The following is a 25,420-nucleotide window of genomic DNA, read 5'->3' on the forward strand; positions in this document are numbered from 1 at the left end:
CGAAATCTGCGCGAGATATTGCGCACTCATGTCAGCGGTGGTTGAGTGTGCCGCGCCCCGGCAGAGAGCCGGCCGAGGGACTTCCACGCCCATGCCCGAAGGGACCATCGATGAGAAGTGCTGGGTTCCGCAGTCATCGCCGTACACGCCGCACCTCCGCGGCCGCCCTCGTCACCGCGCTCGCCCTGACCGCTCTCGCCTCATGCGGCACGAGCAGCAGCGGCGACAACAACAACGGCGGCGGCTCCGGCGGCTCGTCCGACCCGTCAGCTCCGCTGGACCCGAAGGCGAAGGTGACCCTCTCGATCGACTGCATGCCGCCGGCCGCGAAGGCCGCGGAGCTGCGGGAGTGGAACGAGGACATCAAGACGTTCAACAAGAAGTACCCGAACGTCAAGATCAACGGAAAGTCCACCCCGGGCCAGTGCCTGGAGCCGCCGCGCTTCACCGCCATGCTCAAGGCGAAGTCGCAGCCCGATGTCTTCTACGCGTACTTCACCGACCTCGAACAGGTACTGGACAACGACGGGGCGACCGACATCTCCGCGTACGTCACCGACAAGTCGGTCCCGGCGCTGAAGGACATCCAGCCGCAAGTCCTCGACGTGGCCCGCAAGGACGGCAAGCTCTACGCCCTGCCGACCAGCAACTACACCATGGGCCTGATGATCAACCGGAAGCTCTTCACCCAGGCCGGTCTCGACCCGGACACACCGCCGGCCACCTGGGAAGAGGTCCGGGCCGCCGCCAAGAAGATCGCGGGCCTCGGCAAGGGCATCGCGGGCTACGGCGAGTACAGCGCGGCCAACACAGGCGGCTGGCACTTCACCGCCGCCCAGTACTCCCTCGGCGGGGACGTGGTCGACTCCACCGGCAAGAAGGCCGCCTTCAACGACGACACCGGCAAGCAGGTTCTCCAGCAGCTGCACGACATGCGGTGGGAGGACAACAGCATGGGCCAGACCCAGCTGCTGAAGTGGGGTGATCTGCAGAAGCAGATCGCCAGCGACAAGCTCGGCATGTTCCTCGCCGCGCCCGACGACATCACGTACATGGTCCAGCAACTCGGCGCCAAGTACGAGAACTTCGGCATGGGCCCCATCCCCGGCGCCAAGGGCACGCTCTTCGGCGGCAACAACTACATGATCAAGAAGGGCAGTTCGCCCGACCAGATCAAGGCCGCCGTCGCCTGGCTCAACTTCAAGAACCTCACCCAGGGCAAGGGCCAGTTCGACTGGGCGCGCACCAAGGCCGACCAGCTGCCCGTCGGACTGCCGCAGCCGAACTTCTTCCTGGGCGACACCAAGACGAAAGACGACGCACAGCGGGTCGCCAACGCCACGATGCCGGTGGAGAACTTCAAGGCCTTCATGGACAACCCGGTCACCGGCAAGGCCGAGCCGCCGAAGGCCCAGGAGATCTACAAGATCCTCGACAACGCCATGTCCGGCGTCCTGACCAACAAGAACGCAAACATCGACAAGCTGCTCTCCGACGCCGAGAAGCAGGTCAACCAGGTGCTGGCGAACCAGTGACGGACGCGCGGGGCCGGGTCACGCGGACCCGGCCCCGCCCCCGACCGTCCATCCGCGTCTGAAGTACACCGGCACCGAGGAGACACCATGTCGGCCCCCACCCTGTCCACCAGCAAGGCGACCAGGCCACGCCACGGACACCCGGGCCCCGCCCGCCGGAACTCCGCCCGCGAGGAGTTCGTACGAGCCGTGCGCCGCAACATCTCGGCGCACGGATTCCTGATCGGTGCGGTGCTCTGCTTCTCGTTCTTCTCCTGGTATCCGATGGTCCGGGAATTCATCCTGGCCTTTCAGAAGAACGAGAACGGAAAGACCACCTGGGCCGGCTGGTCCAACCTCAGTTACGTCGTCAATGACCCGGCCTTCTGGCAGGCCTGGCGCAACACCCTGCTCTTCACCGGCCTGGCCCTGCTGCTGGGCTTTCTGGTCCCGTTCGTCGTCGCCGTCGTACTCAACGAATTCCGGCACGGTCAGGGCTACCTGCGGTTGCTGGTCTATCTGCCGGTGATGCTGCCACCCGTCGCCTCGGTCCTGCTCTTCAAGTACTTCTACGACCCCGGCTACGGACTCTTCAACCGCATCCTGGAGGTCTTCCACCTCCCCGCCCAGCAGTGGCTGCAGTCCACGGACACCGCGATGCTCTCCGTCGTCATCGCGGCCACCTGGATGAACATGGGCGGCGCCACCCTGATCTACCTCGCCGCACTCCAGTCGATCCCCGGCGAACTGTACGAAGCGGCCGAACTGGACGGCGCGGGACTGCTGCGCAGGGTCTGGCACGTCACGATCCCGCAGACCCGGCTCATCCTCTCGTTGCTCCTGCTGATGCAGATCATCGCGACGATGCAGGTCTTCACCGAGCCTTTCCTCCTCACCAACGGTGCGGGCCCCGAAGGTTCCACCACGACCGTCGTCTACCTCATCTACCAGTACGCCTTCAACTTCAACAACTACGGCAGTGCGGCGGCCCTCGGACTCGTCCTGCTCGTCGTCCTCGCGGGTTTCTCCGCGGTGTACGTACGACTCAGCCGCAGCAGCGAAGACTAGGAGGGGCCCGACCATGGCATCGAACGCCTTCGTCTCCCGACGGCGCGTCTCCGGACAGCGCAGGGCCGAACGGCGCGCCGCCGACCTGGGACGCCAGCGGACCCTGATCTCACCGGCCCAGCTCGCCCGGCCCCGCGGCAGGACCATCTACTGGATCGTGTTCGCAGTGGTGATCGCTCTGTTCACCGTGGCCTTCCTCGGGCCGCTCTACTGGATGGTCACCGGCGGACTCAAGACCACCCAGGAAGTCGTGCAGAGCCCGCCGACCGCCTTCCCCACGTCGGTCCACACGGAGAACTATTCCCGGGCGTGGACGGTGATGGACCTGTCCCGGCTTCTCTTCAACACCCTCTACTACGCGTTCGGCGCGCTCGTCTTCCAGCTGCTCTTCGACGTCGCCGCCGCCTACTCGCTCTCCAAGCTGCGGCCCATCTTCGGCAAGGTCATCCTCGGCATGATGCTGGCCACGCTGATGATCCCGGCCACCGTCCTCGTCGTACCCCAGTACCTCACCGTCCTCGACGTGCCGATCGTGCAGCGCAATCTGCTCAACTCCCCCTGGGCGATCTGGCTGCCGTCGGTCACCAACGCCTTCAACATCTTCCTGCTGAAGCGGTTCTTCGACTCGATCCCGCGTGAACTCCTCGACGCCGCCGCGATCGACGGGGCCTCGCCCCTGCGCACCCTGCGCTCCGTGGTTCTGCCGATCTCCCGGCCGATCCTCGGCGTCGTCTCCATCTTCGCGATCGTCGGCGTCTGGAAAGACTTCCTCTGGCCGATGCTCACCCTGCCCGACCCCAGCAAGCAGACCCTCAACGTGGGCATCTACTCGCTGGCGAGCGGTGTCCCGGAGAACGTCCTCATCGCGGCACTCACCATCGCGTCCATCCCGACGCTGCTCATCTTCCTGCTCTTCCAGCGAAACATCATGAGCGGACTCACCGCGGGTGGCCTCAAGGGCTAGAGGCCACCCACCGCAGCAGCCTTCTCCTCCTCAGCGCTCCGCCGCCGGCCCTCCCATCCAGCGCCCCGCTGTCCGGGGCCGACGGCGGAGTCCCACCTGCCCGAAAGGAACGCCACGTGGCAGCCAACCGTCCGTCCGAGGCCACCGTGAACTGGTGGCGCGACGCCGCTATTTACCAGATATATGTACGCAGCTTCGCCGACGGCGACGGTGACGGCACCGGCGATCTCGCGGGGGTACGGGCCAAGCTGCCCTATCTCGTCGAACTGGGCGTGGACGCACTCTGGTTCACCCCCTGGTATCTCTCGCCGCTCGCCGACGGCGGATACGACGTGGCCGACTACCGCACCATCGACCCCGCCTTCGGCACCCTCGCGGAGGCCGAGAAGCTGATCGCGGAGGCCCGTGAGCTGGGCATCCGTACGATCATCGATATCGTCCCCAACCACGTCTCCGACCAGCACGTCTGGTTCCGGGCCGCCCTCGCGGCCGGCCCCGGAAGCCCCGAGCGGGAGCTCTTCCACTTCCGGCCCGGACGCGGCGCGGACGGCGAGATCCCGCCCAACGACTGGGTCTCCGAATTCGGTGGCACGCCCTGGACCCGGCTCGACGACGGCGAGTGGTACCTGCACCTGTTCGCCACGCAGCAGCCCGACCTCAACTGGGTGCACCCGGCGGTCCGTCAGGAACACGAGGACGTCCTGCGCTTCTGGTTCGAGCGAGGTGTGGAGGGTGTACGGATCGACTCGGCGGCCCTGCCCGCCAAGGACCCCGCACTGCCCGACTTCGTCGAGGGCCGCGACCCCCACCCCTACATCGACCGGGACGAACTGCACGACATCTACCGCTCCTGGCGCGCCATCGCCGACGAGTACGGGGCCATCTTCGTCGGAGAGGTCTGGCTCCCGGACGCCGAGCGCTTCGCCCGCTATCTGCGCCCCGACGAGCTGCACACCGCCTTCAACTTCAACTTCCTGGCCTGCCCCTGGGACGCCGGACGGCTGCGCTGCGCCATCGACGACACGCTCGCCGAGCACGCCGCGGTCGGCGCCCCCGCCACCTGGGTCCTGTGCAACCACGATGTGACCCGGACCGTCACCCGTTACGGACGTGAGGACACCGGCTTCGACTTCGCGGCGAAGACCTTCGGCACCCCGACGGATCTCGCACTCGGCACCCGGCGTGCGCGCGCCGCGGCGCTGCTCTCGCTGGCCCTGCCGGGCGCGGCCTACCTCTACCAGGGCGAGGAGCTGGGCCTTCCGGAAGCGGACATCCCCCGCGGCCGGATCCAGGACCCGATGCACTTCCGCTCCGGCGGGACCGACCCGGGACGCGACGGCTGCCGGGTGCCGCTGCCCTGGTCGGCGCAGGCGCCGTACGCCGGTTTCGGATCCACCGTCGAGCCCTGGCTGCCGCAACCCGCGGACTGGTCGACGTACGCCGCCGATCTGCAGCGCACCGATCCGGACTCCATGCTCAGCCTGTACCGCGCGGCGCTCCGGCTGCGCCGCACCGCGCCCGGCTTCGGCAGCTCGGGGGCACCGGGGGAGCAGCTGGTGTGGTTGCCGACCGCGCCCGGGGTGCTGGCCTTCACCCGCGGCGAGCGCCTGATCTGCATCGTCAATCTGACCGAGGAGCCCGTCGAACTGCCCAGCCACACCGAGGTCCTGCTCATCAGCGGCCCGCCGGCCGACGGAGGGAGGCTCCCGCAGGACACCGCGGCCTGGCTGCGGGTCTGATCCCGGCGCGTACCCGCGGGCCGACACGCGGGTCCGCGGGCGGATCGCGGCGGACTCGAGGCTGCGGCAGAGTGGGCACATGGATGATCTCAACGCCCTCGCCGACGAGCATCTGGCCGCCGCGCGTACGTCCCCGCACGGCCGCAGCGCCCACCTGCTGCTGCGACAGGAGCCGCTGCGGCAGACGGTCATCGCGCTCACCGCGGGCTCGGCCCTCGATGAGCACAACGCGCCGCCCGCGGCCTCGCTCCAGGTGCTGCGCGGGGCCGTCCGCCTCACTGCAGCCTCCGGCGACGTGGAACTGACCTCGGGAGGACTGCAGCCCATCCCGCACGAACGGCACGGGCTGCTGGCGCTGGAGGACGCGGTGGTCCTGCTGACCGCGGTCAACGACTGACTCCTGCCACCGCTCCGGGATGCGCGTCGGGACCATGGCGCGCCCGGCGCGGATGCCCGTGACGGCGTCACCAAGTCCGTACGCGTACCCGCTCCCACACCCACAGCACGAGGCTGCCCGCGGCGAGGGAACCTCCCAGGACGCATACGCCGGACCAGCCCGCGTGCGACCAGACCACCGAGGCGAGTGCGGCCCCTGCCGCCCCGCCCAGGAAGAACACGGTCATGAAGCCGGAGTTGATCCGGTTGCGGGCTTCGGGGCGGAGCGCGTAGATCACGTACTGACTGCTGTTCAGCCCCGCCTGCTGGGCCACGTTCAGGGAGATCACGCCGACGGCGAGCCACAGCGGAGAGGACTCGCCCGCCAGGAGCAGTGGCCAGGAGAGGGTGAGCAGGGCGGCCGACACCCCGGAGACCAGCTGCACCCGGCCGCGGTCACCGAGCCTGGCCGCGACGTTCATACCCACCACGCCGATGACGCCCAGCAGACCGAAGAGCCCGATCGCGGCCGCGTTCCAGCCGAAGGGCGGCCGGGCCAGCAGAAAGGTCAGCGCGGTGAGCTGCACGCTGTACGAGGCCATCGAGAAGGCCGCGACGGCTGACCGCATGCGCAGCAGGGGCTCCTCGCGCAGCAGCGCGAGTGTGGAGCGCAGCAGTCCGCCGTAGGGCATCGGAGTGGTGGCGCCAGGCCTGGGCAGCCGGGGCAGGTTGCGGTGCAGAAGCACGGCCATGGCCGCCATGAGCAGGGCGTTCATCCAGTAGGCGGTGCGCCATCCGCCGAGTTCCGACAGCGCGCCGGAGGCCAGCCGGCCGACCAGTCCGCCGAGCAGGACACCGGACATGACGACGCCGACGATCCTGCCGCGTTCGGCCGGAGCCGCGAGGGTCGCCGCGAACGGCACCACGATCTGGGCGCCGACGGACATCAGCGCGGTAAGAGCCGTCCCCGCTATGAGCAGGGGGCCGCTGGGGGCCGTGGCCGTCAGCAGCAGGAAGAGCGCGGTGAGACCGAAGAGGCCCACGGCGAGCCGGCGGCGCTCCATCACATCTCCGAGCGGCACCAGCAGGATCAGGCCCAGCGCGTACCCGGCCTGGGCCGCGGTCACGATCAGCCCCGCCGCCGTGACACCGATGTGCAGGTCGGCCCTGATCACGTCGAGCAGGGGCTGGGCGAAGTAGTTGCCCGCGGCCGAGAGCCCGGCTGCGACGGCCATCAGAGCGACGAGTCCGCGCCCGAGCACGGGCAGCGGCTTCGGAGTGGTCGTCGGGACGTCGGGGTGCCGCGTCCCGTGGTGTCTCTGTGCGGAAGATGCCATGTCCCACAGCCTCGGGGTGCGGCCACTGATGAGTCCAACACATGTTTTTCATTCCATCGATCGTGATCCACGATGGATGGATGGAGCTTCAGCAGATGCGATACGTGGTGGCGGTGGCGGACCTGCGGAACTTCACCCGCGCCGCGAAGAAATGCCTGGTCGTCCAGTCCGCACTGAGTCATCAGATCGCGCGTCTGGAGAAGGAGCTGGGGGCCCGGCTGTTCGACCGCACGAGCCGTCATGTCCGGCTCACCGCAGCAGGTGAGGCGTTTTTGCCCGCGGCCCGCCAGGCCCTGGATGCGGCGGAGCGGGCCCGAGCCGAGGTGGCGGCAGCGGCGGGGGAGGTCAGCGGGCGCCTCGCCATCGGGGCGATCCCGACGCTCTGCGCGGTCGACATCCCGGCCGCGCTGCGGGAGTTCCACCTCCGCCATCCGAAGGTCCGTATCGACCTCAAGGAGGGGCCGAGCAAGGATCTGGTCCAGGGAGTGCAGGACGGCACGCTCGATGTCGCCTTCCTCGGTGTGCTGCCGAGCTATCGGCCGAAGGGCGTGAGCGATCACGAACTCGCCCGGGGCGAGCTCGCCGCCGTGGTCGCTCCCACCCACCCGCTGGCGCGCGAGGCCGAAGTGGGTCTGGAGCGGCTGGCGGCGGAGACGTTCGTCGACTACCCCGAAGGCACCGCGGCCCGCGCCCAGTCGGAGGAGGCGTTCGAGGCGTCCGGGCTCACCCGTGTGGTGGCCTTCGAGGTCAGTGGGACCGACTTCATCGTCCGGCTCGTGCGCAGCGGACTGGTCGTCGCGCTGCTGCCTGCCGCGTTCGCGGCCGAACTGGCAGGAGTCACCGTGCTGCCGGTGCGCGATGCCCCGGCCCGGACGGAACGCCTGGTCTGGAGCAGGTTCCGCCCCACCCCCGCGGCCGCGGCGTTCCTGACCGGGCTCGGTATCGATACGGAGGCTGCCGCCGACCGGCCGTGACGTGCCCTCAGACAGAGGGCAGCGCGAGGCGGCGGCGCCGCAGGAACTCCTGCTCGGCGGCGTTGTCCGTCCGGGCGATGGCGGCGTCGTACGCCGATGCTGCTTCGGCGCAGCGGCCCAGCCGGCGCAGCAGATCGGCCCGCACGGCGTGGAACACGTGATAGCGGTCGAGCCCGAGCTCCTCGACGAGGACGAGCGCCGCACCCGGTCCGTCGACCTCCGCCACCGCGACGGCACGGTTGAGCGCCACCACCGGAGTCGGTGCCTGCGCCAGCAACTGGTCGTAGAGCCGCAGGATCTGCCCCCAGTCGGTCGCGGCCGCGGTCGGCGCATCGCTGTGCACCGCGTTGATCGCCGCCTGGATCTGGTAGGGGCCGGGCCGGTTCCGGCGCAGGCACCGGCGTACGAGCGCCTGCCCCTCGTCGATCAGCGCGCGGTCCCACCGGTCGCGGTCCTGGTCGGCCAGGGACACCGGTGCGCCGTCCGGTCCCGATCTGGCGGTGCGGCGCGCCTCGGTGAGCAGCATGAGGGCGAGCAGGCCCAGCACCTCCGGTTCGTCCGGCATCAGACCCGCCAGCAGCCGGCCGAGACGGATGGCCTCCGCGCAGAGATCCTCGCGTGCGAGACGGTCGCCCGAGCTCGCCGTATGCCCCTCGTTGAAGATCAGATACAGGACGGCGAGCACCGCCCCGACCCGGTCGGGAAGGTCTGCGTCGGCCGGGACCCGGTAGGGGATCCGGGCGTCACGGATCTTGCCCTTGGCGCGCACCAGCCGCTGTGCCATGGTCGGCTCCGGGACCAGGAACGCGTGCGCGAGCTCCGAGGTGGTCAGCCCGCCCAGCAGTCGCAGGGTCAGCGCGACCTGCGCGGAGGTGGAGAGTGCGGGGTGGCAGCAGGTGAAGATCAACCGCAGTCGGTCGTCACGCACGGGACCCTCCTCGGCCGGTTCGCAGCGGACGTTCAGCTCCTGCGCGAGCGCGGCCCGGGCTTGGCGGTTGGCGCGGGACGCCTCGCGGCGCAGGCGGTCGATGGCCCGGTTGCGCGCGGTGGTGATGATCCAGCCGGCCGGGGCGGGCGGCAGCCCGGCGGACGGCCACCGCTCCAGCGCGGTGGTGAACGCCTCCTGGACGGCTTCCTCCGCGATGTCGATGTCGCCGAAGGCGCGGACGAGCACGGCGACCGCGCGGCCGTACTCCGCGCGGAAGAGGCGCTCGATCTCCGCGGTGGGTACGGCCGGTGCGTCGTCGGGTGTGTCGTCCGGTGTGCGGGGCACTTCGGAGGCGCCGGGCGGCCCGGGTGAGTCGGGCATCAGCCCTCCACTTCACCCTCGAAGGGCCGGACCTCGACGGGCAGGGTGATCGCCCGCGCGGCCTTGCGACCCCAGTCGAGGGCGGCGTCCAGATCGGGTGCCTTGATGATGCACAGCCCGCCGAGATACTCCTTCCCCTCGGCGTACGGCCCATCGGTGATCAGTGTGTCCCCGTCCTTCGGCCGCACCATCGTGGCGGTGCTGGGGGCGTGCAGTCCGCCCGCGAACACCCAGGCCCCGGCCGCCTGGAGCTCCTGGTGGAAGACCCCCACGTTCCGCATGATCCCTTCCAGCACCTCGGGCGCGGGCGGCTCGCCGTCGGTGGGCGTGACGACGCTCAGCAGGTAGTGCTTCATGGTGGGCCTCCTCCAGTACGACGCCGGCACCGTGCCGGCGTCTCACCTTCTATACGAACGGCTTCCGCTCGGATCGACACGCAACACAGTCGTGTTCGCAGAAAGTCTTCCGGGCAGCACCCCGGGACGCTCGTGATCCCGAGGACGCTGCCGTACGGAGTCTTGTGGGAGCGCTCCCAGTACCGACAGGATGGGGCGATGACCAAGCCTGCCGGCCTACGGGCCTACCACCCCGACGACCGTGAGGCCCTCGCGGACATCTGTGTCCGGACGGCCGACGACGGCGGCGACTCCCGGCACCTGTATCCCGACCTCGACCTGATGCCGTCGATCTTCGCCGCACCCTATGCGTACCTCGAACCCGACCTGACGTTCGTGGTCGACGACGGTACGGGCCGGGCGGTCGGCTACATCCTGGGGACCGCGGACACGCCGCAGTTCGTCGCCGCATTCCGGAAGCAGTGGCTGCCGCTCGTCGAGGACCGCTTCCCGCAGCTGGACGGCGCGCCGCGGACCCCCAGCGAGGAGATGATCGCCCTCCTGCACAACCCGGAACGCATGCTCGTCCCCGAAGTCGCCGCCCACCCCGCCCACCTGCACATCGATCTGCTGCCCGCATGGCAGCGGAAGGGGTACGGCAGAGCGCTGATGCGGACGTTCCTGGCCGCCCTGAACGCCAAGGGCGTGGAAGCCGTGCATCTCTCCATGGTCACGGCGAACACTCCGGCCAGGGCCTTCTACGACCGCCTGGGCTTCGAGGAGATCGACGTACCGGACCCCGGACCGATCACCTACCTGGGGCGCAGTACCGCAGCGGACCTGTGAGGCGCTACGTGCACACCGGCTGATCCCGCCGGTTCCTCCGAAGGCGGACAGCCCTAAGGGGCCGGGAACTCCGCCCGGCAGGGGTGTCGCGCCGAAGAGGTGGGCAGGTACTCGTGTACGAGCCCGGAACAGGGGCGAGTCAGCCGGTACAGAGGGGTGTGTGGCGTGAGGGAGCAGACCGTGTGGCAGTTCTCCGACGACCGTGGGCAACTGTCGGCAGCCGAGCGGCGGCCGTCGAAGGTACTCGCCTATGTCCAGGCCGGCGCCACGCTGTGGGACTACGGGATACATCCGTGGGGGATCTTCGGCTCGGGCCACGACGGCGACGAGCCCGACCGTGCGAAGACCGGCTCGCTGCCGCTGACCGAGGTCGAGTACCTCGGTGCGGGCGGCGTCCTCGACGTGGACACTCTGTTACGAGGCGGGCCGGACCTCGTCGTGGCCGTCAGCTACGGGGGAGGGCATGTCTACGGGCTCGCCCCCGAGACAGCCAAACACCTGGACGAACACGTTCCGGTCGTTGTCGTCGACGTGGGCCAGGCGCGCACCCTCACCGACATCGGCAACCGGTTCGCCGAGCTGGCCCGCTCGCTCGGCGCCGAGGAGGCCCCGACGGCGACGCAGGACCTGGCTGCCGCCCGCGACCGGCTGCGCACCCTCGCCGCCGGTCCGTCCCGGCCCCGGGTGCTGGCCCTGTCACCGGCCGGGCAGGACCAGGCGCACCTTGCCCGTCCCCGGATGTGGCCGGAGCTGCGCGTGCTGACGGAGCTGGGCGTCGACGTCCTCGAACCGGCAGCCGGGACCGGTGCCAACTGGTCGACGGCCGGCTGGCCGGAGGTGACGACCCTGCGGCCCGGGATCCTGCTCACCGACATCCGGTCCAACGCCACACCCCTGGACCGGCTCCGGTCGGACGCTGCCCGGTCGGTGCTGGAGCCGGCGGCCGCAGTGGTGCCGTGGAATCCGGAACCGATCTGCAGCCCCCAGGCCCATGCGCGGTTCCTGACGCTCGTGGCGGACGCTGTCGAGGCGGCGCACGGCCGTTAGCGCGCGCCGGAACCACTGCGCCGCCCGGTACGTCCGACCGGCAATCAGCACGGGCTGATGCCCGAGCGCGGACAGGGGTGGGGCATATGAACAGAGGCAGGGTGGGCGGAACGGTCGCGGTGGTCCTGGTGACCGCGCTGTCGGCGGTGGCATGCGGCGGGGGTGTGCCCGACGACCTCGTGACCGAGGGGAACCGACCGGCCGCGCCCTACAGCGGCCCTCTCTACCTGCCCCACCCGCACGTCGAAGGCGACACCCCGCAGGCCAGGAGGACGGAATCGGGGGCCGCCGGCCGCGCTCTGGAATGCGACGGTGACATCTACTCCGGCGGCGGCAGCGAACCCTGGAGCAAGGGCGACGGCGGGGCGACGCCCGAGGAAGGGCTGAAGCTGCACTTCGAGATCGAGCAGCCGGATCTGCCGCAGTACGGCTACCGCGTGGAACGCAAGGAAGCGGACCGGGTCCTGTACTCGTTCGACGTGGACCGCAGGACGAAGATCGCCGTCATCGTCGCCAAGGACCGCAAGGGACGCCCGGGCTGGGGTCCGGAGACCACCGCCACGTGCGACCCGGCGGAGCTGCCGTCGAGCTATACGGACAAGCAGCCGTACCGGGTCTGGACCGACAAGGACGGCCGCCGGGTACCCGTGTCCAAGGTGAGCAGTTCGGCAGGCCCGGCGCACTGCGACTGGCAGGAGGCGGACTTCCTTGAATGGGGCGCGGGTTCGGGAGGGGAGGGCTCGGCCGACCGGAAGGTGTACGCGCGTGATCCGGAGGGCGTCCTCCCCTCGGGCATGCTCACGTCGGCGTACGACGGGGACGTGACGATGCCCGCCGGTGCCCGGTCCACGGGCTACCACCTGGACGACTGGGAACTGTGGCTGACGGACGACATGTCCAGGGTCTATGTCCGCACCTCGGACGGGGTAGAGGCGTGGCCCGCGATGAAGCAGCACATGGGATGTCGATGACCGGTCCGGCGTACCGAGCCCTCATGACGGGGCCGAGGTCCGTCATCGAGCGCCGGACCGGCGCAGTACGGCGCCGGGGCCCTGTCCGGCAGATCACGTGACCATCCCCGGGGCGGGGGCGTCGTGTCCGCCCCGGGGAGGGGAGATCTGACGAACGACGAGTGGCTCGGCTGATGGCGCATCTGCCCAAGTTCGCTCAGCGGGGCGGTTGTGGGGCCGACCACCGCAAGGTGATCAACGGGCTTCTGTGCCGGGTGCGGACCGGGGCGCCGCGCTCACCGGCGCGCCGACGCAGCGCCCGGGTCGGCTTTCCGGCGGGGGTTGTGAGCTGCTGTCGGTTTACTGAGCTGAAGTGAGTAGTGGTGAGCGGGAGTGAGTCCTGCCGGTGAGTTCGCAGGGGTGGGAACGGGAGTTCTGGAGCCGAATGGGTGACCTTGGCGGCTGCTGCTCGTTGGGCTGGGTGGCAGGGGTGCGGCCTTGAGGGCGGGGTGATGTGGTGGGTGGGTTGCGAGAACTGGCCGCGTCTTTCGTGGCGCCTGGGCCTTGCGGGGTGGCGGTCCGGGACCGTCTCAAGCACCTCACGCCCCAGGACGAGGGGGTGCTGCGTGCGGTCGGTGCGCATCAGGGTGCGCTGGCGTCCGGTGATCTCAAGGCCCGTTGTGCGGATGGTCTGGAGCACGGTGCGGACACCTGGGCGTCGCGAAAGCGGGAACTGACCGCACGGTCCTCGTCGCGGATCGCGGGTGCGATCACGAAGGCCACGCATGATCAGTGGGCGCTGGCGCGCCGCTGCCAGGCGGCGTATATCCAGAACCTGGATGCCGGGATCAGGGCGTTGCGGCACCGGCTGTCCCTCCCGCTCGGGGAGAAGGGCACCAGGCGTACGGCGGGTGGCTACCGGTCGAAGAGCGAGTGGTTCCGCAAGTCCCGCCGCCTCGCGATGCTGGAGGCGCGGCACGCCGCGGCTGTAGCCGACTGGCAGGCCGGACGGGTCCGGGTGGTACGGGGCGGCAAGCGTCTGCTGAACACCCGCCACCACCTCACCGAGGCCCGTCTCACCGAAGACGAGTGGCGACAACGGTGGGAGGCGGAGCGCTGGTTCATCGCTGCTGATGGTGAGTCGGGGAAGCGGTTCGGGAACGAGACGATCCGCGTCACCCCGGACGGCGAAGTGTCCATCAAGCTGCCCGTTCCGCTCGCGCACCTGGCCAACACCCGAAACGGCCGGTACACCCTTACCGCCCGTGTCGGGTTCGCGCATCGGGGTGCGGAGTGGGCCGACCGCATCGAAGCCAACCGGGCCGTCGCCTACCGCATCCACCTCGACACGGAGCGCGGCCGCTGGTACCTCACGGCCTCGTGGCAACGCCCCGCCGTGCAGACCATGCCGCTGGAGACCGCCCGCGCCCGGGGCATGGTCGGCGTCGACACCAACGCGGACCACTTCGCTGCCTACCTGCTCGACCGGCACGGCAACCCCAAGGGAGGGCCGCACTGCTTCGGCTACGACCTGTCCGGGACTGCCGGTCACCGCGACGCACAGATCCGCCACGCCCTGACCCGCTTGATCAGCTGGGCCAAGTGTGCTGGTGTCGCCGCCATCGGCATCGAAGACCTTGACTTCACCGCCGAAAAGACCCGGGAGAAGCACGGCCGCAGGAAGCGGTTCAGGCAGCTCATCTCCGGCATGCCCACCGGGAAGCTCAAGGCCCGGCTGGTGTCGATGGCCGCCGAACAGGGTCTTGCGATCGTCGCGGTCGACCCGGCCTACACCAGCATGTGGGGTGCGCAGCACTGGCAGAAACCGCTGACCACCCCACGTCGAAAGATGTCCCGTCACGATGCCGCGGGTATCGCGATCGGGAGACGCGCTCTCGGGCACCCGGTCCGGCGTCGGACGGCACCGCCCCCACACGACCGGAGTGATCGTGCGGGGCATCGGACCGCCCAGGCCGCACCAGGCAACCGGGGACGTGAGGGAACCCGCCCACCCACCACGGACCGGCCCCCCGGAGGGCCGCCGCCGAACGGGAAGCGAAAGCGGGGGACCAGCGCATCCAGCACCGTTCGGGATGCGCCCAGTACGGAGCAGTGGGTCCAAGACTCACTTATGTGCACTGGCTAGGAACGGTTGGCCCGGCAGACGCCTTGCGGTCATGTTCCGGTCGTATCCGCCTGTGACGGTCGAAAAAGTTGGCTATACAACTTTGACCCGAGGAGTGACCGTGCCGGCCCTGCCCACCTTCCCGATCGACGACTTTCCGGTGATGTGGCTTCGCGACAACTGCCCGTGCGCAGACTGCCGCGATCCGCGCTCCGGACAGAAGCTCTTCCAGATCAGCGCGCTGCCCGCCGCGCTCCGGCTCGACGCGGTGACCGACACGGACGAGTCAGAGGGGCCTGCCGTCGAGGTGATATGGGCCCCCGACGGACACCGCTCGACCTACCCGGTGACCTGGCTGGAGGCCAACCGGCCCGGTGGGCCGGCGACCGGCGACCGGCGCACCGACGACCGAAAGGAACTGTGGAAGGCCGGTGACCTCACCCGACGGCTGCCGCAAGTGGGCTGGGACGAGTATCTGGGCGAGCCGGGTGTGCGGGCCCGCATGCTGGATTGCGTATTGCGGCTGGGTTTCATGCTGCTGAGCGGGGTACCGGAGCGCGAGGGACAGGTGCTCGACGTGGCGGAGACCTTCGGCTACGTCCGCGAGACCAACTACGGGAAGCTCTTCGACGTACGCGTCGAGCCCGACCCGAACAACCTCGCCTTCACATCGGCCCGCATCACGCCGCACACCGACAACCCGTACCGCGATCCCGTCCCGACGATCCAGTTGCTCCACTGCCTGGTCAACGACGCCGACGGTGGCGACTCGGGTCTCGTCGACGGCTTCGCCGCGGCCGCTCTGCTGCGGGAGGAGGATCCGGAGGCGTTCGACGTCCTCACCCGTACGCCCGTGCCGTTCGTCTTCCGCGACGCGGGAACCGAACTGCGAGCCGACCGTCCGCTCATCGGCACCGACCCCCTCGGCCGGGTGCGCGAGGTGCGGTTCAACAACCGTTCGATCGGCGCGCTCCGGCTGCCCGCCGCCCAGGTGGAGGCGTTCTACGCGGCCTACCGCACGTTCGCGGAACTGCTGCTCCGCCCCGAGCTGCAACTGGACCTGCGGCTGTCGCCGGGCGACTGCCTGGTGTTCGACAACACCCGGCTGCTGCACGCCCGTACCGCCTTCGCCCAGGACGGAGCACGCCACCTCCAGGGCTGCTACGCCGATCTGGACGGTCTGGCGAGCACCTTGGCGGTGCTGCGGCGCGCGGACACCCTGGAGCCGCTGGCCCAGTTGTTCGCCGGACCGGGGTCGGCGGAGTATCTGGGCGAGTCGGTCTCCATGGCCGAGCACATGCTCCAGGCCGGTGCGAGGGCGGAGGCCGACGGCGCCCCGCCGCACCTGGTGGCCGGGGCGCTGCTGCACGACGTCGGGCACTTCGCGGGCGCCGTGACCGGCCACGAACTGATGTCCGGCACCGACAACCGGCACAGCCACTCGGGAGCCGACCTGCTGGCCCGCTGGTTCGGGCCCGAAGTCACTGAGCCGGTGCGCCTGCACGTGGCCGCCAAACGCTACCTGTGCGCTGTGGAACCCGGGTACCACAACCGGTTGTCGGAGGCGTCGCAGTACACGCTGCGCGTGCAGGGCGGCGTGATGTCCCCGGCACAGGCGGCGCAGTTCGCCGCCCTGCCGGGCGCGGCCGACGCGGTCGCCGTCCGCCGCTGGGACGAGGAGGCGAAGGATCCGGACGCACCCACCCCCCCGTTCGAGCACTTCCTTCCGTTGCTCACCGCACTGCTGCGGGGTTAGGCCACAGGTCCCGGCCGCCGGTGCCGCGACGCGTCACGCAGCCGGCGGCCCGTCGGTGTCGACCGGTACCGTGCGGGGGCTGTGCCGCCGACCCAAGGTCGAGGTGGCCACGGAGTTGTGCACCGTGAAGGCGATGGTGCCGGGCAGGTAGCGGTCCTCGGACCACTCCACCGGCACTCCGGCCGGGTTGGTGGTGCGGCGCCTCTCGCGCAGCAGCACCTGCCCGACCGGGCAGTCCAGGAGTCGGGCGTCGTCCGCGTCGGCCCACGTGAGGTCGATGGTGTGGTCGGCGTCGGTGAAAAGCACCCCTTGCATGACGAGGGCTTCGGTGTGCGAGACGGTGTCAGGCGGCAGTTCGGCGACCAGGGCGCCCACCCTGGCCGGGTAGATCGACCGTTCGACCATGACCGGCTCTCCCGACAAGGTCCGCAGGCGCAGCACCAGATATACCTCCGCCCCTGCCTCCAGGCCCAGTTGCTCCGCATCGAGGGGCTCGGCCGGCCGTCGCACCACGCGATCGACCCGGCCGCCCGGCGTCTCGCCGGTGGAGCGGGCCCAGTTGGTGAAGCTGAGCAGCTCCGAGAAGCTCTGTGCCCGCGGGCCACCGAGCACCGTACGCCGCGTTCCGCGCCGCGAGGTGACCAGGCCGTCCGTGCGCAGCACGGCCAGCGCGTGCCGGACCGTACCCCGGGAGACGTTGTAGCGCTCGGCGAGTGTTCCCTCCGGCGGTAGCTTCGCACCGGCGGCGTACTCGCCCGCGATGATCGCCTCGCGTAGTTCGGCGGCAACCCTGCGGTAGCGAAGATCTCTGTCCGGGGTGCCGTGCTCCTCCTGCACCATGTCTCCTGGCCGCTGCTGTGTCGTGAGGCCTTCTGGCCGAACATCACCAGACCCTACCGGCCGCGCCACCCGGCCGAGCGGCCAGGTGGCGCGGCCGCTTCCCGATCCGCCGCGGCCCAGGGCCAGGGGCGTGTCGCGAAGAGTGTGGGCCGGGGACGGGACCGGGTCGGCACTGCGGCCGTCACCCGGTCCCACCCGCCTCACACGGTGTGGACGGTTCCCGCGTAACGCTGGGCGAAGCGGGTGCCGGTGCCCGCCGTGACGGTGACGTCGTACCGCCCGTCGTCAGTGGGCCACGTCATCCGGGAGTGGCCGCCCGCACGGACCCAGACGGTCTGCTCCTTGCCGGCGAAGTCGTTCGGCGTGATCGTGAAGGCCACCTCGGTGCCGCCGTCGTTGCGCAGGTCCAGTTCGATCGAGGCATCCTTCGACCGCCCGGCGTGCCGCAGTGGCGCCCGGACCGACGGAACTGCCACGTCGTCCTGTCCCTCGCGGAGGACGGTGCCCGAGAAACGGCGGACGAAGCCGTCGGCACCGTGCACGGACAAGTCGTAGCGGCCGTCGGTCGCCGTGGCGTCCCACACGTAGGTACGGGACGAGCGCGATGGGACCGTGAACGGCGTGCCGACGAACGGTAGGGCGATGTTCGGCAGCACGGTGAAGTGGAAGCCGACGCTGCCCTCGTTGGTCATCGTGCAGGTGACCTTGCCGGTGGCCCGGTCGACCGACACATCGGCCCACGGCCGGTACGGCAACGCGCGGTGCGGTCGCTTTCCCTTCTCCTGCGCGGGCATGGTCTGTTCGGTGGGCACCTTGACCGCGGGCAGATTCTTGTTGGCGTCGGCCTTGGCCATGAGCGCGACCGTGTCCGGCAGGACGGGGATGGTGTAGTCGGGCCGGGTGAAGTCGAAGCAGGTGGTGAGGTCGCCGCAGACCGTGCGTCGCCACTCGGAGATGTTGGGCTCCTGCACACCGGTGACGCGTTCGAGGAAGCGCAGCACCGAGGTGTGGTCGAACACCTGGGAGTTGACCCAGCCGCCGCGCGACCACGGCGACACGGCCCACAGGGGTACCCGGCTGCCCAGGCCCAGTGCCTTGCCGCTCGCGAACTCGTCCTTCGTGCCCGGCTCGGGGAACGGCGGGATCACGTGGTCGAAGTACCCGTCGTTCTCGTCGTACATCAACAGGAAGACGGTGTGCTCCCACACATCCGGGTTGGCGAAGAGCGACTGCAGGGCCGTGTTCACCCAGTGGGCGCCGTAGTCGGGGCTGGCATCCGGGTGCTCGCAGAACAGGTAGGGCGCCACGAGCCAGGAGACCGTGGGCAGGGTGCCGTCCTTGCAGTGCTTGTCGAAGGCGGTCAGGTCGAACTTCGTCATCGCGTTGATGTGACGCGGGTCGTCCTTGGGGAAGGCGTGGAACTGCTTGAAGTACGACAGCGCGTTGTCGTCGTAGTCGCCGTTCCGGTCGTCGGTGCCGTCCGGATTGTGGTAGACGCGCCAGCTGACGCCGGCCTCCTCCAGCCGCTCGGCGTACGTCGTCCAGTCGGCCACCGGATTGCCCGTGACCACCGAGTTGTCGGTGAATGGGCCGGTGCTGCCGTCGGTGCCGGGTCCGGCGGTGCCGGACCAGAGGTAGAGGCGGTTGGGGTCGGTGGGCCCGTTCAGCGAGCAGAAGTAGCCGTCGCAGACCGTGAAGGCATCGGCCAACGCGTACTGGTACGGGATGTCCTCGCGATTGAAGTAGCCCATGGTCCGCTCGCCCTTGGCCGCGACCCACTTGTCCATGGCGCCGCCGTCGACGGCGGCGTGGCCGGTTTCCCAGTCGTGCGGCAGACCGCCCGCGTTCTGCGCGTTGTACTTGGTGGTGTCCATCCGGAAGGGAAGCAGGTGGCCATCGGCGCGTCCGCGGTGCGGCTGACGGAAGACCGAGTCGCCGTTGGGGAAGGCGAGCGCCTGGCGGTCGTCGACGCCTCGCACGCCGTTCAGCGTGCCGAAGTAGTGGTCGAAGCTGCGGTTCTCCTGCATCAGGACGACGACGTGCTTGACGTCCTTGATGCTTCCGTGCCGGTTGTGGTTCTCGGAGGCTATGGCCGTGCCGGGGAGTCCGGCCGCGGCCGCTCCGGCTGCTGCGGTGCCGATGAAGGCGCGGCGGCTGATCTCAGTCATGGGGAAAGGAAGTCCTTAGGATCGTTCGGGGTCAGCCGCGGGCGGACAGGGAGAAGGTCACGACGGCCGAAGCGTGGTCGGAGGGCCAGCCGTTGGGGGCGGTGTCCGACACCGGCGCGGGCCACCCGGTGAAGAGGGTGTGCGCCTCGACCACCTTCAGCGGTCCCGCGCACTGGACCTGGTCGATCCGGTCCTGTGGTTCCGCGCTGCCGTCGTCGCGCCGCGGGCGCACGGGGGACCAGGTGTTGCCGGGTGCCTTCGCCGGGTTGGAGTTGTGATCGCGGAAGGCGTCGGTCAGACCGGCCTTCTCCAGGGCCTCCGTGACGGGCCAGCGGACGCGGCCCACCCCTCCGTGCGCGGGGGACGTCCGGCTCGTCCAGTCGAGGTGGGAAGGTGAGGCAAGGCCGGCCGCGAGCACGACGGGGACGTCGGAGGCGATGTCCTGCCGCATCGCGGCCACCAGTGCCTGCACTTGCCGGTAGCGGAGCGTCTCCTTCTCCGCCGCCTCGACCTGCGCGGCGCTGCGGCCGGCCAGTACGGCGTACGGCCCGTAGCCGGCCTCGTCCAGTTGGGCCGTCCACAGCCGTACCGTGCGCTTGCCGGGCAGTTGCACGGTCGCGGCGGCGGCGGGCACGGCTGCGGTGGGGGCGACGAGGTCGGCGAGAAGGTAGCGGCTGACGATGCCGAGGCCGTCGTCGGCCTGGTACGCGTGCCAGCCGAGAGCCCGGGCGAGGTCTCGGGCGCCGGTGCCGCCGCTCTCCTGGAGCGCGACGAGGTCGAAGCCCTGGGTGAGTACCAGCCGTACTTGCTTCTCCAGGAATCCGTCGATGTGCGAGCCGGCGTCCCAGAGGTTCAGCGTGGCGACCTTGATCCGCAGGCGGTCCTTGGAGGAGCGCACCGGCACCTGGACGGTGATGGTGTCTCGGCCCGCCGCGCTGTCGGTGACGGATACCACCACGCGGCCAGGCGACTTGTACCGGAAGGACGGCGCCTTGCCGCTGATGGTGCCGTCAGCGGTCACCGAGAGCCACCTGTCCCCGGAGACGCGCTGGAACGAGGGGGTGCCCGCGGTGTTGCCCTCCGGCCGGATCCACAGGCCGCCCAGGCTCACCGAGAAGTCCGTGCCCGCTGTCTGCGGGGCGGTTGTGAGGGCGTCCACCACCGCATGCGGCCGCGGAATGACCGGGCGGGGGATGAAGGTGAACGGATCTGTCCGGGCCAGGATGTCGTACCCGTCCTTGGCGAGCAGATAAGCGGTGTAAGGGCCGCCGTTGAGGCCGGAGGTGTCGAGGGCGACGTCGCCGGAGGCAGCGGGCGTGTACTCCCAGACGAGGGAGCCGCCGTTGCCCGGCCGACGGTCACCGTCGTAGATGCCGACCCAGTTCTGCGGGTGGGGTGTGCCGGTCGCCCAGTGGAAGGTGGCCTGGTCACCCTCGTACAGGGTGGCCGGCGCCTTGAGCACGAGCGAGTCGACGAGCGGCTCGCCGGTGAAGGTGAACGGATCCGTCTGGGCCAGGATCTCGTACCCGTCCTTGGCCAACAGGTAGGCGGTGTACGGTCCGTCGCTCAGGCCGGAGGTGTCGAGGGTCGTGTTCCCGGAGGCGCCGGGGACGTATGCCCACACGAGCGAGCCGACGCCGCTGGACGGCTTGCGGTCGCTTTTGTAGACGCCGATCCAGTTGGTCGGGTCGGCGGCGTCCGTCGACCAGTTGAAGGTCAGCTTGTCCCCCCGTCGCGGGGGTGTGGTGGAGCTGATCGCGATGGCGTTACCGGATGCGGCGACACCGGGTAGGGGTGACACGGTTCTGGGTCCTCTCCGCCCGAGTGCCGCCATGGCGGCACCCGGGTGAACCAAGTTGTCTAGATAACTTCGCTCCAGCAAGCCGTTCCACAGCGACGAGTACATGAACGACCGGTTGCCTCAGCCCGGTGGACAGACAGACATCTCGCTCGCCACAGCAACGAGCAGGTCGAGCCGGTCACGGCGCCCGTCAGCAGCAGCGGGCTTCTGCCGTCCGTCGTGGGGCGCCTCCGGGTCCACCGCGTCCTCCCGCGCGAGCCTGTCGCTCTGCTCACGGGCACCGGGGTGGAGGTCCCGCCGTGCGGCGTCCCCGGGCTGAAGCGCCGGGCGCTTGTCACCGAGGGTTTCCCCGGGTGCCCTCGGCACGTGGTGTGCGCGCCCTCGCAGGGGTCTGGGATGGGGTTGGCGGCGTGTGAAAGGACGCGCGCCGCCAGAACACAAGAACGTCAGGAGTGGTATGTCCGACATCGCTGATAAGCCGCGTCGCAGTGCGAGCCGGGTCAAGCGGGCCACATGGCGAGGGGCCGCATTCGGGGCTGCCCTCACTTTGGCCGCTCTCGTCCCTCCGGCCGTTGCGAACGCGGGGGCCGCCGACTCAGGTCGGCCCGTCGCCTCCGGCTCCGGCGGAATCGCGTGGACGACAGCGGGTGTGGCGCCCGGCGTCCAGGTCCGCACCGGAGTTCTTCGGAACTCCGGCGCCGCCGCGGTATGGACGGTCACGGTGCAGGCGCCTGCTGTCAACCGCCTGACGGGCGCGGCCACATGGGCCCCGCTCGGCGACAGGGCCTGGGCCGATTCCACCGCCGGGCGCCTGCGCGAAGCCGGGTTCGAACCGCGCCTGGAACAGGTGTTGTGGGACGAGTACGCCGACGCCCCGCGTGGGACGATGGGTTGGCAGGTCAGGGTCGGCCGGTATGCCACCCAGGACCAGGCGGGCACCATGAACTCGGCCGTGTCGGCTGCCGGGTTCCGTACGTCCGTCGAATGGACCGGCTACGACGGCCGGCAGGCGGCCGACGCGGAGAACATTCACGTCGCCGTTCTGGACCCGGCGCGTCTTCACGGGACGATCGCGGTCAGTGACGGCGGCAACGTGGCCGACCGAGAGAAGACTTCGGCGGTGGCCGCCCGCCTCGGCTCACTGATCGGCGTCAACGGCGGCTTCTTCATCACGTCGGACTCCGACGGCGTCCAGGGTACGGTGGCCGGCCTGTCCGCCGTGCACGGCAGGCTCGAGTCGATGGCGGTCGGTTCCCGTGCCGCGCTGATCCTGGGCGACGGGGGTCGGCGGCCGCGGATCGCCGACCTGTCCACCACTGTCACCGTACGGGCAGGAGCGGCAACGTACGGGGTGCAGGGAATCAACCGGGTGCCGGGCAAGGTCCGCAACTGCGGCCGACCCGGTGCTGCCCCCACCGACCAGCCCCGCCACGACACCACGTGCACCCTGGCGGACGACCTCGTGAAGTTCACCCCCGCGTTCCGCGCTCCGCTCCCCACGGGTCCGGGAGTCCAGACGGTCCTGGACAAGCACGGCATCGTGGTCTCCACAGGTGGCCGCGGTGGTGTCGCGCCGGAGCACGGCTCGGTCCTGCAGGGCACCGGGGCAGCCGGGAACTGGCTCACAGATCATGCGCGCGTGGGCAAGCGGCTGTCGCTGCGGGAGGTCGTCCGGGACTCCTCGGGGCGGCAGGTCAGGCTCGGTCCCGATGACAGCATCGTCAGTGCGGCTCCCACCCTCGTCGAGGACGGCCGCGTCCACATCGATGCCGCCACCGAAGGCACGCTCGACCCGCAGGACCTGTCGTTCGGATTCGCCTGGTCCAACGTTCGCCAGCCCCGTACCCTGGCCGGCATCGACGGGCGGGGACGGCTGCTGCTGGTCACGGTGGACGGGCGGCAGCCGGGAGTGAGCGAGGGCTTCACGCTGGGCGAGGCCGCGCGCTTCATGCGGTCGCTGGGCGCGGTGCAGGCTCTCAACCTCGACGGAGGCGGGTCCTCCGCGATGGCGGTGAAGGGCTCCCTCGTCAACGTCACCTCGGACGTCACGGGTGAACGCGCCGTCGGCGACACGATTCAGGTCCTGCCAGGGCGCCGTACCTCCTGACGCCGGCGGATCATCGGAGGCGGCGACCCGCCCGGCAGCCGTGCCGGAGCGTGTCTCCTGGGCCGCCGCCCCCGGGCCCGGGCTCCGGTCAGGCCGCCTCCATGCCTGCGGCCCCGCAACGGGGTGATGCCTCGCGCCCCCGTACGGACCGTCTGCGATCGCGCCCACCGGATTCGTTCGCGAGGCTGGGCTGAGCCGAGTCCGTCCGTACGTCCCCAGGAGCAGGCATGCAGCAGGACAAGCACCCTTCCTACCGTCCCGTCGTCTTCCGCGACCGCTCCGCGGGCTACGCCTTCCTGACCCGGTCCACCGCGTCCAGCGACCAGACCATCGACTGGGACGACGGCAACACCTACCCCGTCATCGACGTGGAGATCTCCGCCGAGAGCCACCCCTTCTTCACCGGCAAGGCGCGGGTCGTCGACACCGAGGGGCAGGTCGCGAAGTTCGAGCGGCGGTACGGGGAGGAGGGGGGCAAGGACGTCTCCTGACCCACCACCGCTCCGGAGCCCCGCAGGCGAATTCAGTTGACCGATCGCTCGGCGTTCTCCCAGTACGGCTTGCGGAGATCGCGCTTGAGGATCTTGCCCGCCGGAGACAACGGCAGCGACTCCACGAATTCGCAGGTCCGGGGTGACTTGTAGCCGGCGATCAGGGCCTTGCAATGCTCCCTGATCTCCTCGGCGGTGCTGCCCCGTCCGGGCTGCAGCACGATCACAGCGTGGATACGCTCGCCCCATGTGGCGTCGGGGACCCCGATGACCGCGCATGAGGCGACGGCGGGGTGTTTGGCGACGGCGTTCTCCACCTCGGCGGAGTACACGTTCTCACCGCCGGTCACGATCATGTCCTTCATCCGGTCGACGAGGTAGAGGTAGCCCTCCTCATCCAGGTAGCCCGCGTCGCCGGTGTGCATCCAGCCGCCGCGCAGCGCCTCGGCCGTCTCCTCCGGCTTGTTCCAGTAGCCCAGCATCACGTTGCCGCCCCGCGCGACGACCTCGCCGACCGTTCCCCGCGGTACTTCGCGGTCCTCGATGTCCACGACACGCACCTCGGTGGAGGCCAGGGCTCTGCCCGCGGAACGCAGCCGGTGCTTGTGCAGGTGGTCCTCGGCGGTCAGCCCGGTGGCGGCGGGGGAGAGCTCGGTCATCCCGTAGGCCTGGACGAAGCCGGCCCCGGGGAAGGCCGTCATGGCCCGGTCGAGCACAGCCTCCGAGATGGGAGAGGCACCATAGGCGATCCGTTGGACGCTGGACAGGTCGTAGTCGCGGGCCGTCGGGTGGTCCACCAGCATCTGGATCATGGCGGGGACGAGCAGCAGGCTCGTGGGGCGGTGCGTGTGGATGCTCTTCAGGACCGAGACCGGTTCGAAGGCCGGAAGGAATACGTTGGTGCCGCCCGCCACCACCGTTCCGTTCAGCGACGCGAGTGCGGCAAGGTGGAAGAGGGGTGCGGACTGCAGGCTCGTGCCCTGGCGTGCGTACACCTGCAGGCTTGCCGCGGAGCCGAGCACCGACGTCAACATGCTTGCGTGGCTGAGCATCACGCCCTTGGGGAGGCCGGTGGTGCCGCCGGTGTAGAAGACGCCGGCGAGCCGGTCGCCGCCCAGCCGCTCGTCCTGGACGGGGTCGTGCGTCGCGATCAGCTCTTCGTAACCGAGCATGCCCTCGGGGGTGGTGCCTTCGCCGCAGTGCACCAGGGTGGTGAGCCCGTCCCACAGTCCGACGAGTTCGGGCACTCGTCCGACGAAGGTGTCGTCCACGAAGAGAACCCGGGTGCCGGACTCCTCCAGGGAGTAAGTGATCTCTTTGTTGCTCCAGCGGGTGTTGACCAGGTTGACGGCACCGCCCATCCACCACACCGCGTACAGGAACTCCTGGTAGCGGTCGGAGTTCTGGGACAGGATGGCGACCCGGTCGCCCTGGGCGACGCCTGTCGCGCGCAGCGCCCCGGCCAGCGCGGATACTCGGTCCACGTGCTCGCGGAAGGTGCGCACGCGTTCCCCGCAGACCGTCGCGATCTGGTCGGGTGTCTGCTGCACGGCTCTGTGCAGGCTCTGCGTGAGATACACGACGGCTCTCTCCTGAGGAATGACAGCCGTTCTCCGGCGGGAGAACGGCCAGGACGAACGGGGGGCGGCGGCCGGTGCGAGAGTTCGCCGCGGC

At 70.0% G+C, this 25,420-nt stretch carries 20 protein-coding genes; 13 read left to right on the forward strand and 7 right to left on the reverse strand.

Translation table 11 applies throughout. The features are described 5' to 3' along the window. The first annotated feature begins 110 nt into the window (after nucleotides 1-110). The 5 genes from OHB49_RS38045 (at nucleotide 111) to OHB49_RS38065 (ending at nucleotide 5,682) form a co-directional block, all read left to right on the forward strand. Nucleotides 111-1,535, forward strand: coding sequence for an extracellular solute-binding protein (locus OHB49_RS38045; protein ID WP_329165453.1), 1,425 nt, complete (start codon nucleotides 111-113; stop codon nucleotides 1,533-1,535). Nucleotides 1,536-1,622: 87 nt separating this feature from the next. Beyond that, nucleotides 1,623-2,582: a carbohydrate ABC transporter permease gene (locus OHB49_RS38050; protein ID WP_329165454.1), complete on the forward strand. Its 960-nt coding sequence runs from the start codon at nucleotides 1,623-1,625 to the stop codon at nucleotides 2,580-2,582. A gap of 13 nt (nucleotides 2,583-2,595) precedes the next feature. Further along, nucleotides 2,596-3,546: a carbohydrate ABC transporter permease gene (locus tag OHB49_RS38055; RefSeq protein WP_329165456.1), complete on the forward strand. Its 951-nt coding sequence runs from the start codon at nucleotides 2,596-2,598 to the stop codon at nucleotides 3,544-3,546. A 116-nt stretch (nucleotides 3,547-3,662) separates the two neighbouring features. Next, nucleotides 3,663-5,285, forward strand: a complete 1,623-nt coding sequence (locus OHB49_RS38060) for a glycoside hydrolase family 13 protein (RefSeq protein WP_329165457.1) — start codon at nucleotides 3,663-3,665, stop codon at nucleotides 5,283-5,285. 79 nt (nucleotides 5,286-5,364) lie between these two features. Next, nucleotides 5,365-5,682 carry a hypothetical protein gene (locus tag OHB49_RS38065; protein ID WP_030973271.1) on the forward strand — a complete coding sequence of 106 codons (318 nt, stop codon included), beginning with the start codon at nucleotides 5,365-5,367 and terminating at the stop codon, nucleotides 5,680-5,682. 67 nt (nucleotides 5,683-5,749) lie between these two features. Here OHB49_RS38065 and OHB49_RS38070 read toward each other — a convergent pair whose 3' ends face one another. Beyond that, complete coding sequence (locus OHB49_RS38070) at nucleotides 5,750-6,997, reverse strand: MFS transporter (RefSeq protein ID WP_329165459.1); 1,248 nt, start codon at nucleotides 6,995-6,997, stop codon at nucleotides 5,750-5,752. 80 nt (nucleotides 6,998-7,077) lie between these two features. Here OHB49_RS38070 and OHB49_RS38075 point away from each other — a divergent pair, with 80 nt between their 5' ends. Next, on the forward strand, nucleotides 7,078-7,971 hold the full coding sequence (locus OHB49_RS38075) for a LysR family transcriptional regulator (protein WP_037852580.1): 894 nt from the start codon (nucleotides 7,078-7,080) through the stop codon (nucleotides 7,969-7,971). A 7-nt stretch (nucleotides 7,972-7,978) separates the two neighbouring features. Here OHB49_RS38075 and OHB49_RS38080 read toward each other — a convergent pair whose 3' ends face one another. Then, nucleotides 7,979-9,280 (reverse strand): RNA polymerase sigma factor, encoded by a 1,302-nt coding sequence (locus OHB49_RS38080; RefSeq protein ID WP_329165461.1) that lies wholly within the window; start codon nucleotides 9,278-9,280, stop codon nucleotides 7,979-7,981. Further along, complete coding sequence (locus OHB49_RS38085; RefSeq protein WP_030973279.1) at nucleotides 9,280-9,636, reverse strand: YciI family protein; 357 nt, start codon at nucleotides 9,634-9,636, stop codon at nucleotides 9,280-9,282. Before OHB49_RS38085 ends, OHB49_RS38080 begins: the two co-directional genes overlap by 1 nt. A gap of 198 nt (nucleotides 9,637-9,834) precedes the next feature. On the opposite strand from OHB49_RS38085, the gene OHB49_RS38090 reads away from it, so the two are divergent. The 5 genes from OHB49_RS38090 to tmpA all read left to right on the forward strand — a co-directional run bounded on the left by OHB49_RS38090 (nucleotide 9,835) and on the right by tmpA (nucleotide 16,339). Further along, nucleotides 9,835-10,461, forward strand: a complete 627-nt coding sequence (locus tag OHB49_RS38090) for a GNAT family N-acetyltransferase (protein ID WP_329165463.1) — start codon at nucleotides 9,835-9,837, stop codon at nucleotides 10,459-10,461. A 165-nt stretch (nucleotides 10,462-10,626) separates the two neighbouring features. Next, nucleotides 10,627-11,508 carry an ABC transporter substrate-binding protein gene (locus OHB49_RS38095; RefSeq protein WP_329165464.1) on the forward strand — a complete coding sequence of 294 codons (882 nt, stop codon included), beginning with the start codon at nucleotides 10,627-10,629 and terminating at the stop codon, nucleotides 11,506-11,508. 86 nt (nucleotides 11,509-11,594) lie between these two features. Beyond that, nucleotides 11,595-12,479, forward strand: a complete 885-nt coding sequence (locus OHB49_RS38100; RefSeq protein ID WP_329165465.1) for a hypothetical protein — start codon at nucleotides 11,595-11,597, stop codon at nucleotides 12,477-12,479. A 496-nt stretch (nucleotides 12,480-12,975) separates the two neighbouring features. Then, nucleotides 12,976-14,604, forward strand: coding sequence for a transposase (locus OHB49_RS38110; protein ID WP_329165466.1), 1,629 nt, complete (start codon nucleotides 12,976-12,978; stop codon nucleotides 14,602-14,604). A 100-nt stretch (nucleotides 14,605-14,704) separates the two neighbouring features. Continuing rightward, entirely contained in the window at nucleotides 14,705-16,339 is a 1,635-nt protein-coding gene (gene tmpA / locus OHB49_RS38115; RefSeq protein ID WP_329165468.1) for a 2-trimethylaminoethylphosphonate dioxygenase, read from the forward strand. Nucleotides 16,340-16,372: 33 nt separating this feature from the next. On the opposite strand, the gene OHB49_RS38120 is transcribed toward tmpA, so the two are convergent. The 3 genes from OHB49_RS38120 to OHB49_RS38130 form a co-directional block, all read right to left on the reverse strand. Further along, nucleotides 16,373-17,179 carry a GntR family transcriptional regulator gene (locus OHB49_RS38120; RefSeq protein WP_030973289.1) on the reverse strand — a complete coding sequence of 269 codons (807 nt, stop codon included), beginning with the start codon at nucleotides 17,177-17,179 and terminating at the stop codon, nucleotides 16,373-16,375. Nucleotides 17,180-17,379: 200 nt separating this feature from the next. Further along, the gene (locus OHB49_RS38125) at nucleotides 17,380-19,347 is read right to left on the reverse strand and encodes a phosphocholine-specific phospholipase C (protein WP_329165470.1); all 1,968 of its coding nucleotides are present in this window, start codon (nucleotides 19,345-19,347) and stop codon (nucleotides 17,380-17,382) included. Between the two features lie 31 nt (nucleotides 19,348-19,378). Next, on the reverse strand, nucleotides 19,379-21,148 hold the full coding sequence (locus OHB49_RS38130) for a hypothetical protein (protein ID WP_329165471.1): 1,770 nt from the start codon (nucleotides 21,146-21,148) through the stop codon (nucleotides 19,379-19,381). Nucleotides 21,149-21,605: 457 nt separating this feature from the next. On the opposite strand from OHB49_RS38130, the gene OHB49_RS38135 reads away from it, so the two are divergent. Together OHB49_RS38135 and OHB49_RS38140 are read left to right on the forward strand one after the other, a co-directional pair. Beyond that, nucleotides 21,606-23,255: a phosphodiester glycosidase family protein gene (locus tag OHB49_RS38135; protein ID WP_329165472.1), complete on the forward strand. Its 1,650-nt coding sequence runs from the start codon at nucleotides 21,606-21,608 to the stop codon at nucleotides 23,253-23,255. Between the two features lie 227 nt (nucleotides 23,256-23,482). Next, nucleotides 23,483-23,746 (forward strand): type B 50S ribosomal protein L31, encoded by a 264-nt coding sequence (locus tag OHB49_RS38140; RefSeq protein ID WP_030973297.1) that lies wholly within the window; start codon nucleotides 23,483-23,485, stop codon nucleotides 23,744-23,746. A 32-nt stretch (nucleotides 23,747-23,778) separates the two neighbouring features. Here OHB49_RS38140 and OHB49_RS38145 read toward each other — a convergent pair whose 3' ends face one another. Next, complete coding sequence (locus tag OHB49_RS38145) at nucleotides 23,779-25,326, reverse strand: acyl-CoA synthetase (protein WP_329165473.1); 1,548 nt, start codon at nucleotides 25,324-25,326, stop codon at nucleotides 23,779-23,781. Nucleotides 25,327-25,420: the final 94 nt, after the last annotated feature.

Origin of the sequence: Streptomyces sp. NBC_01717, assembly GCF_036248255.1 — a bacterium.
Classification (GTDB): Bacteria; Actinomycetota; Actinomycetes; order Streptomycetales; family Streptomycetaceae; genus Streptomyces.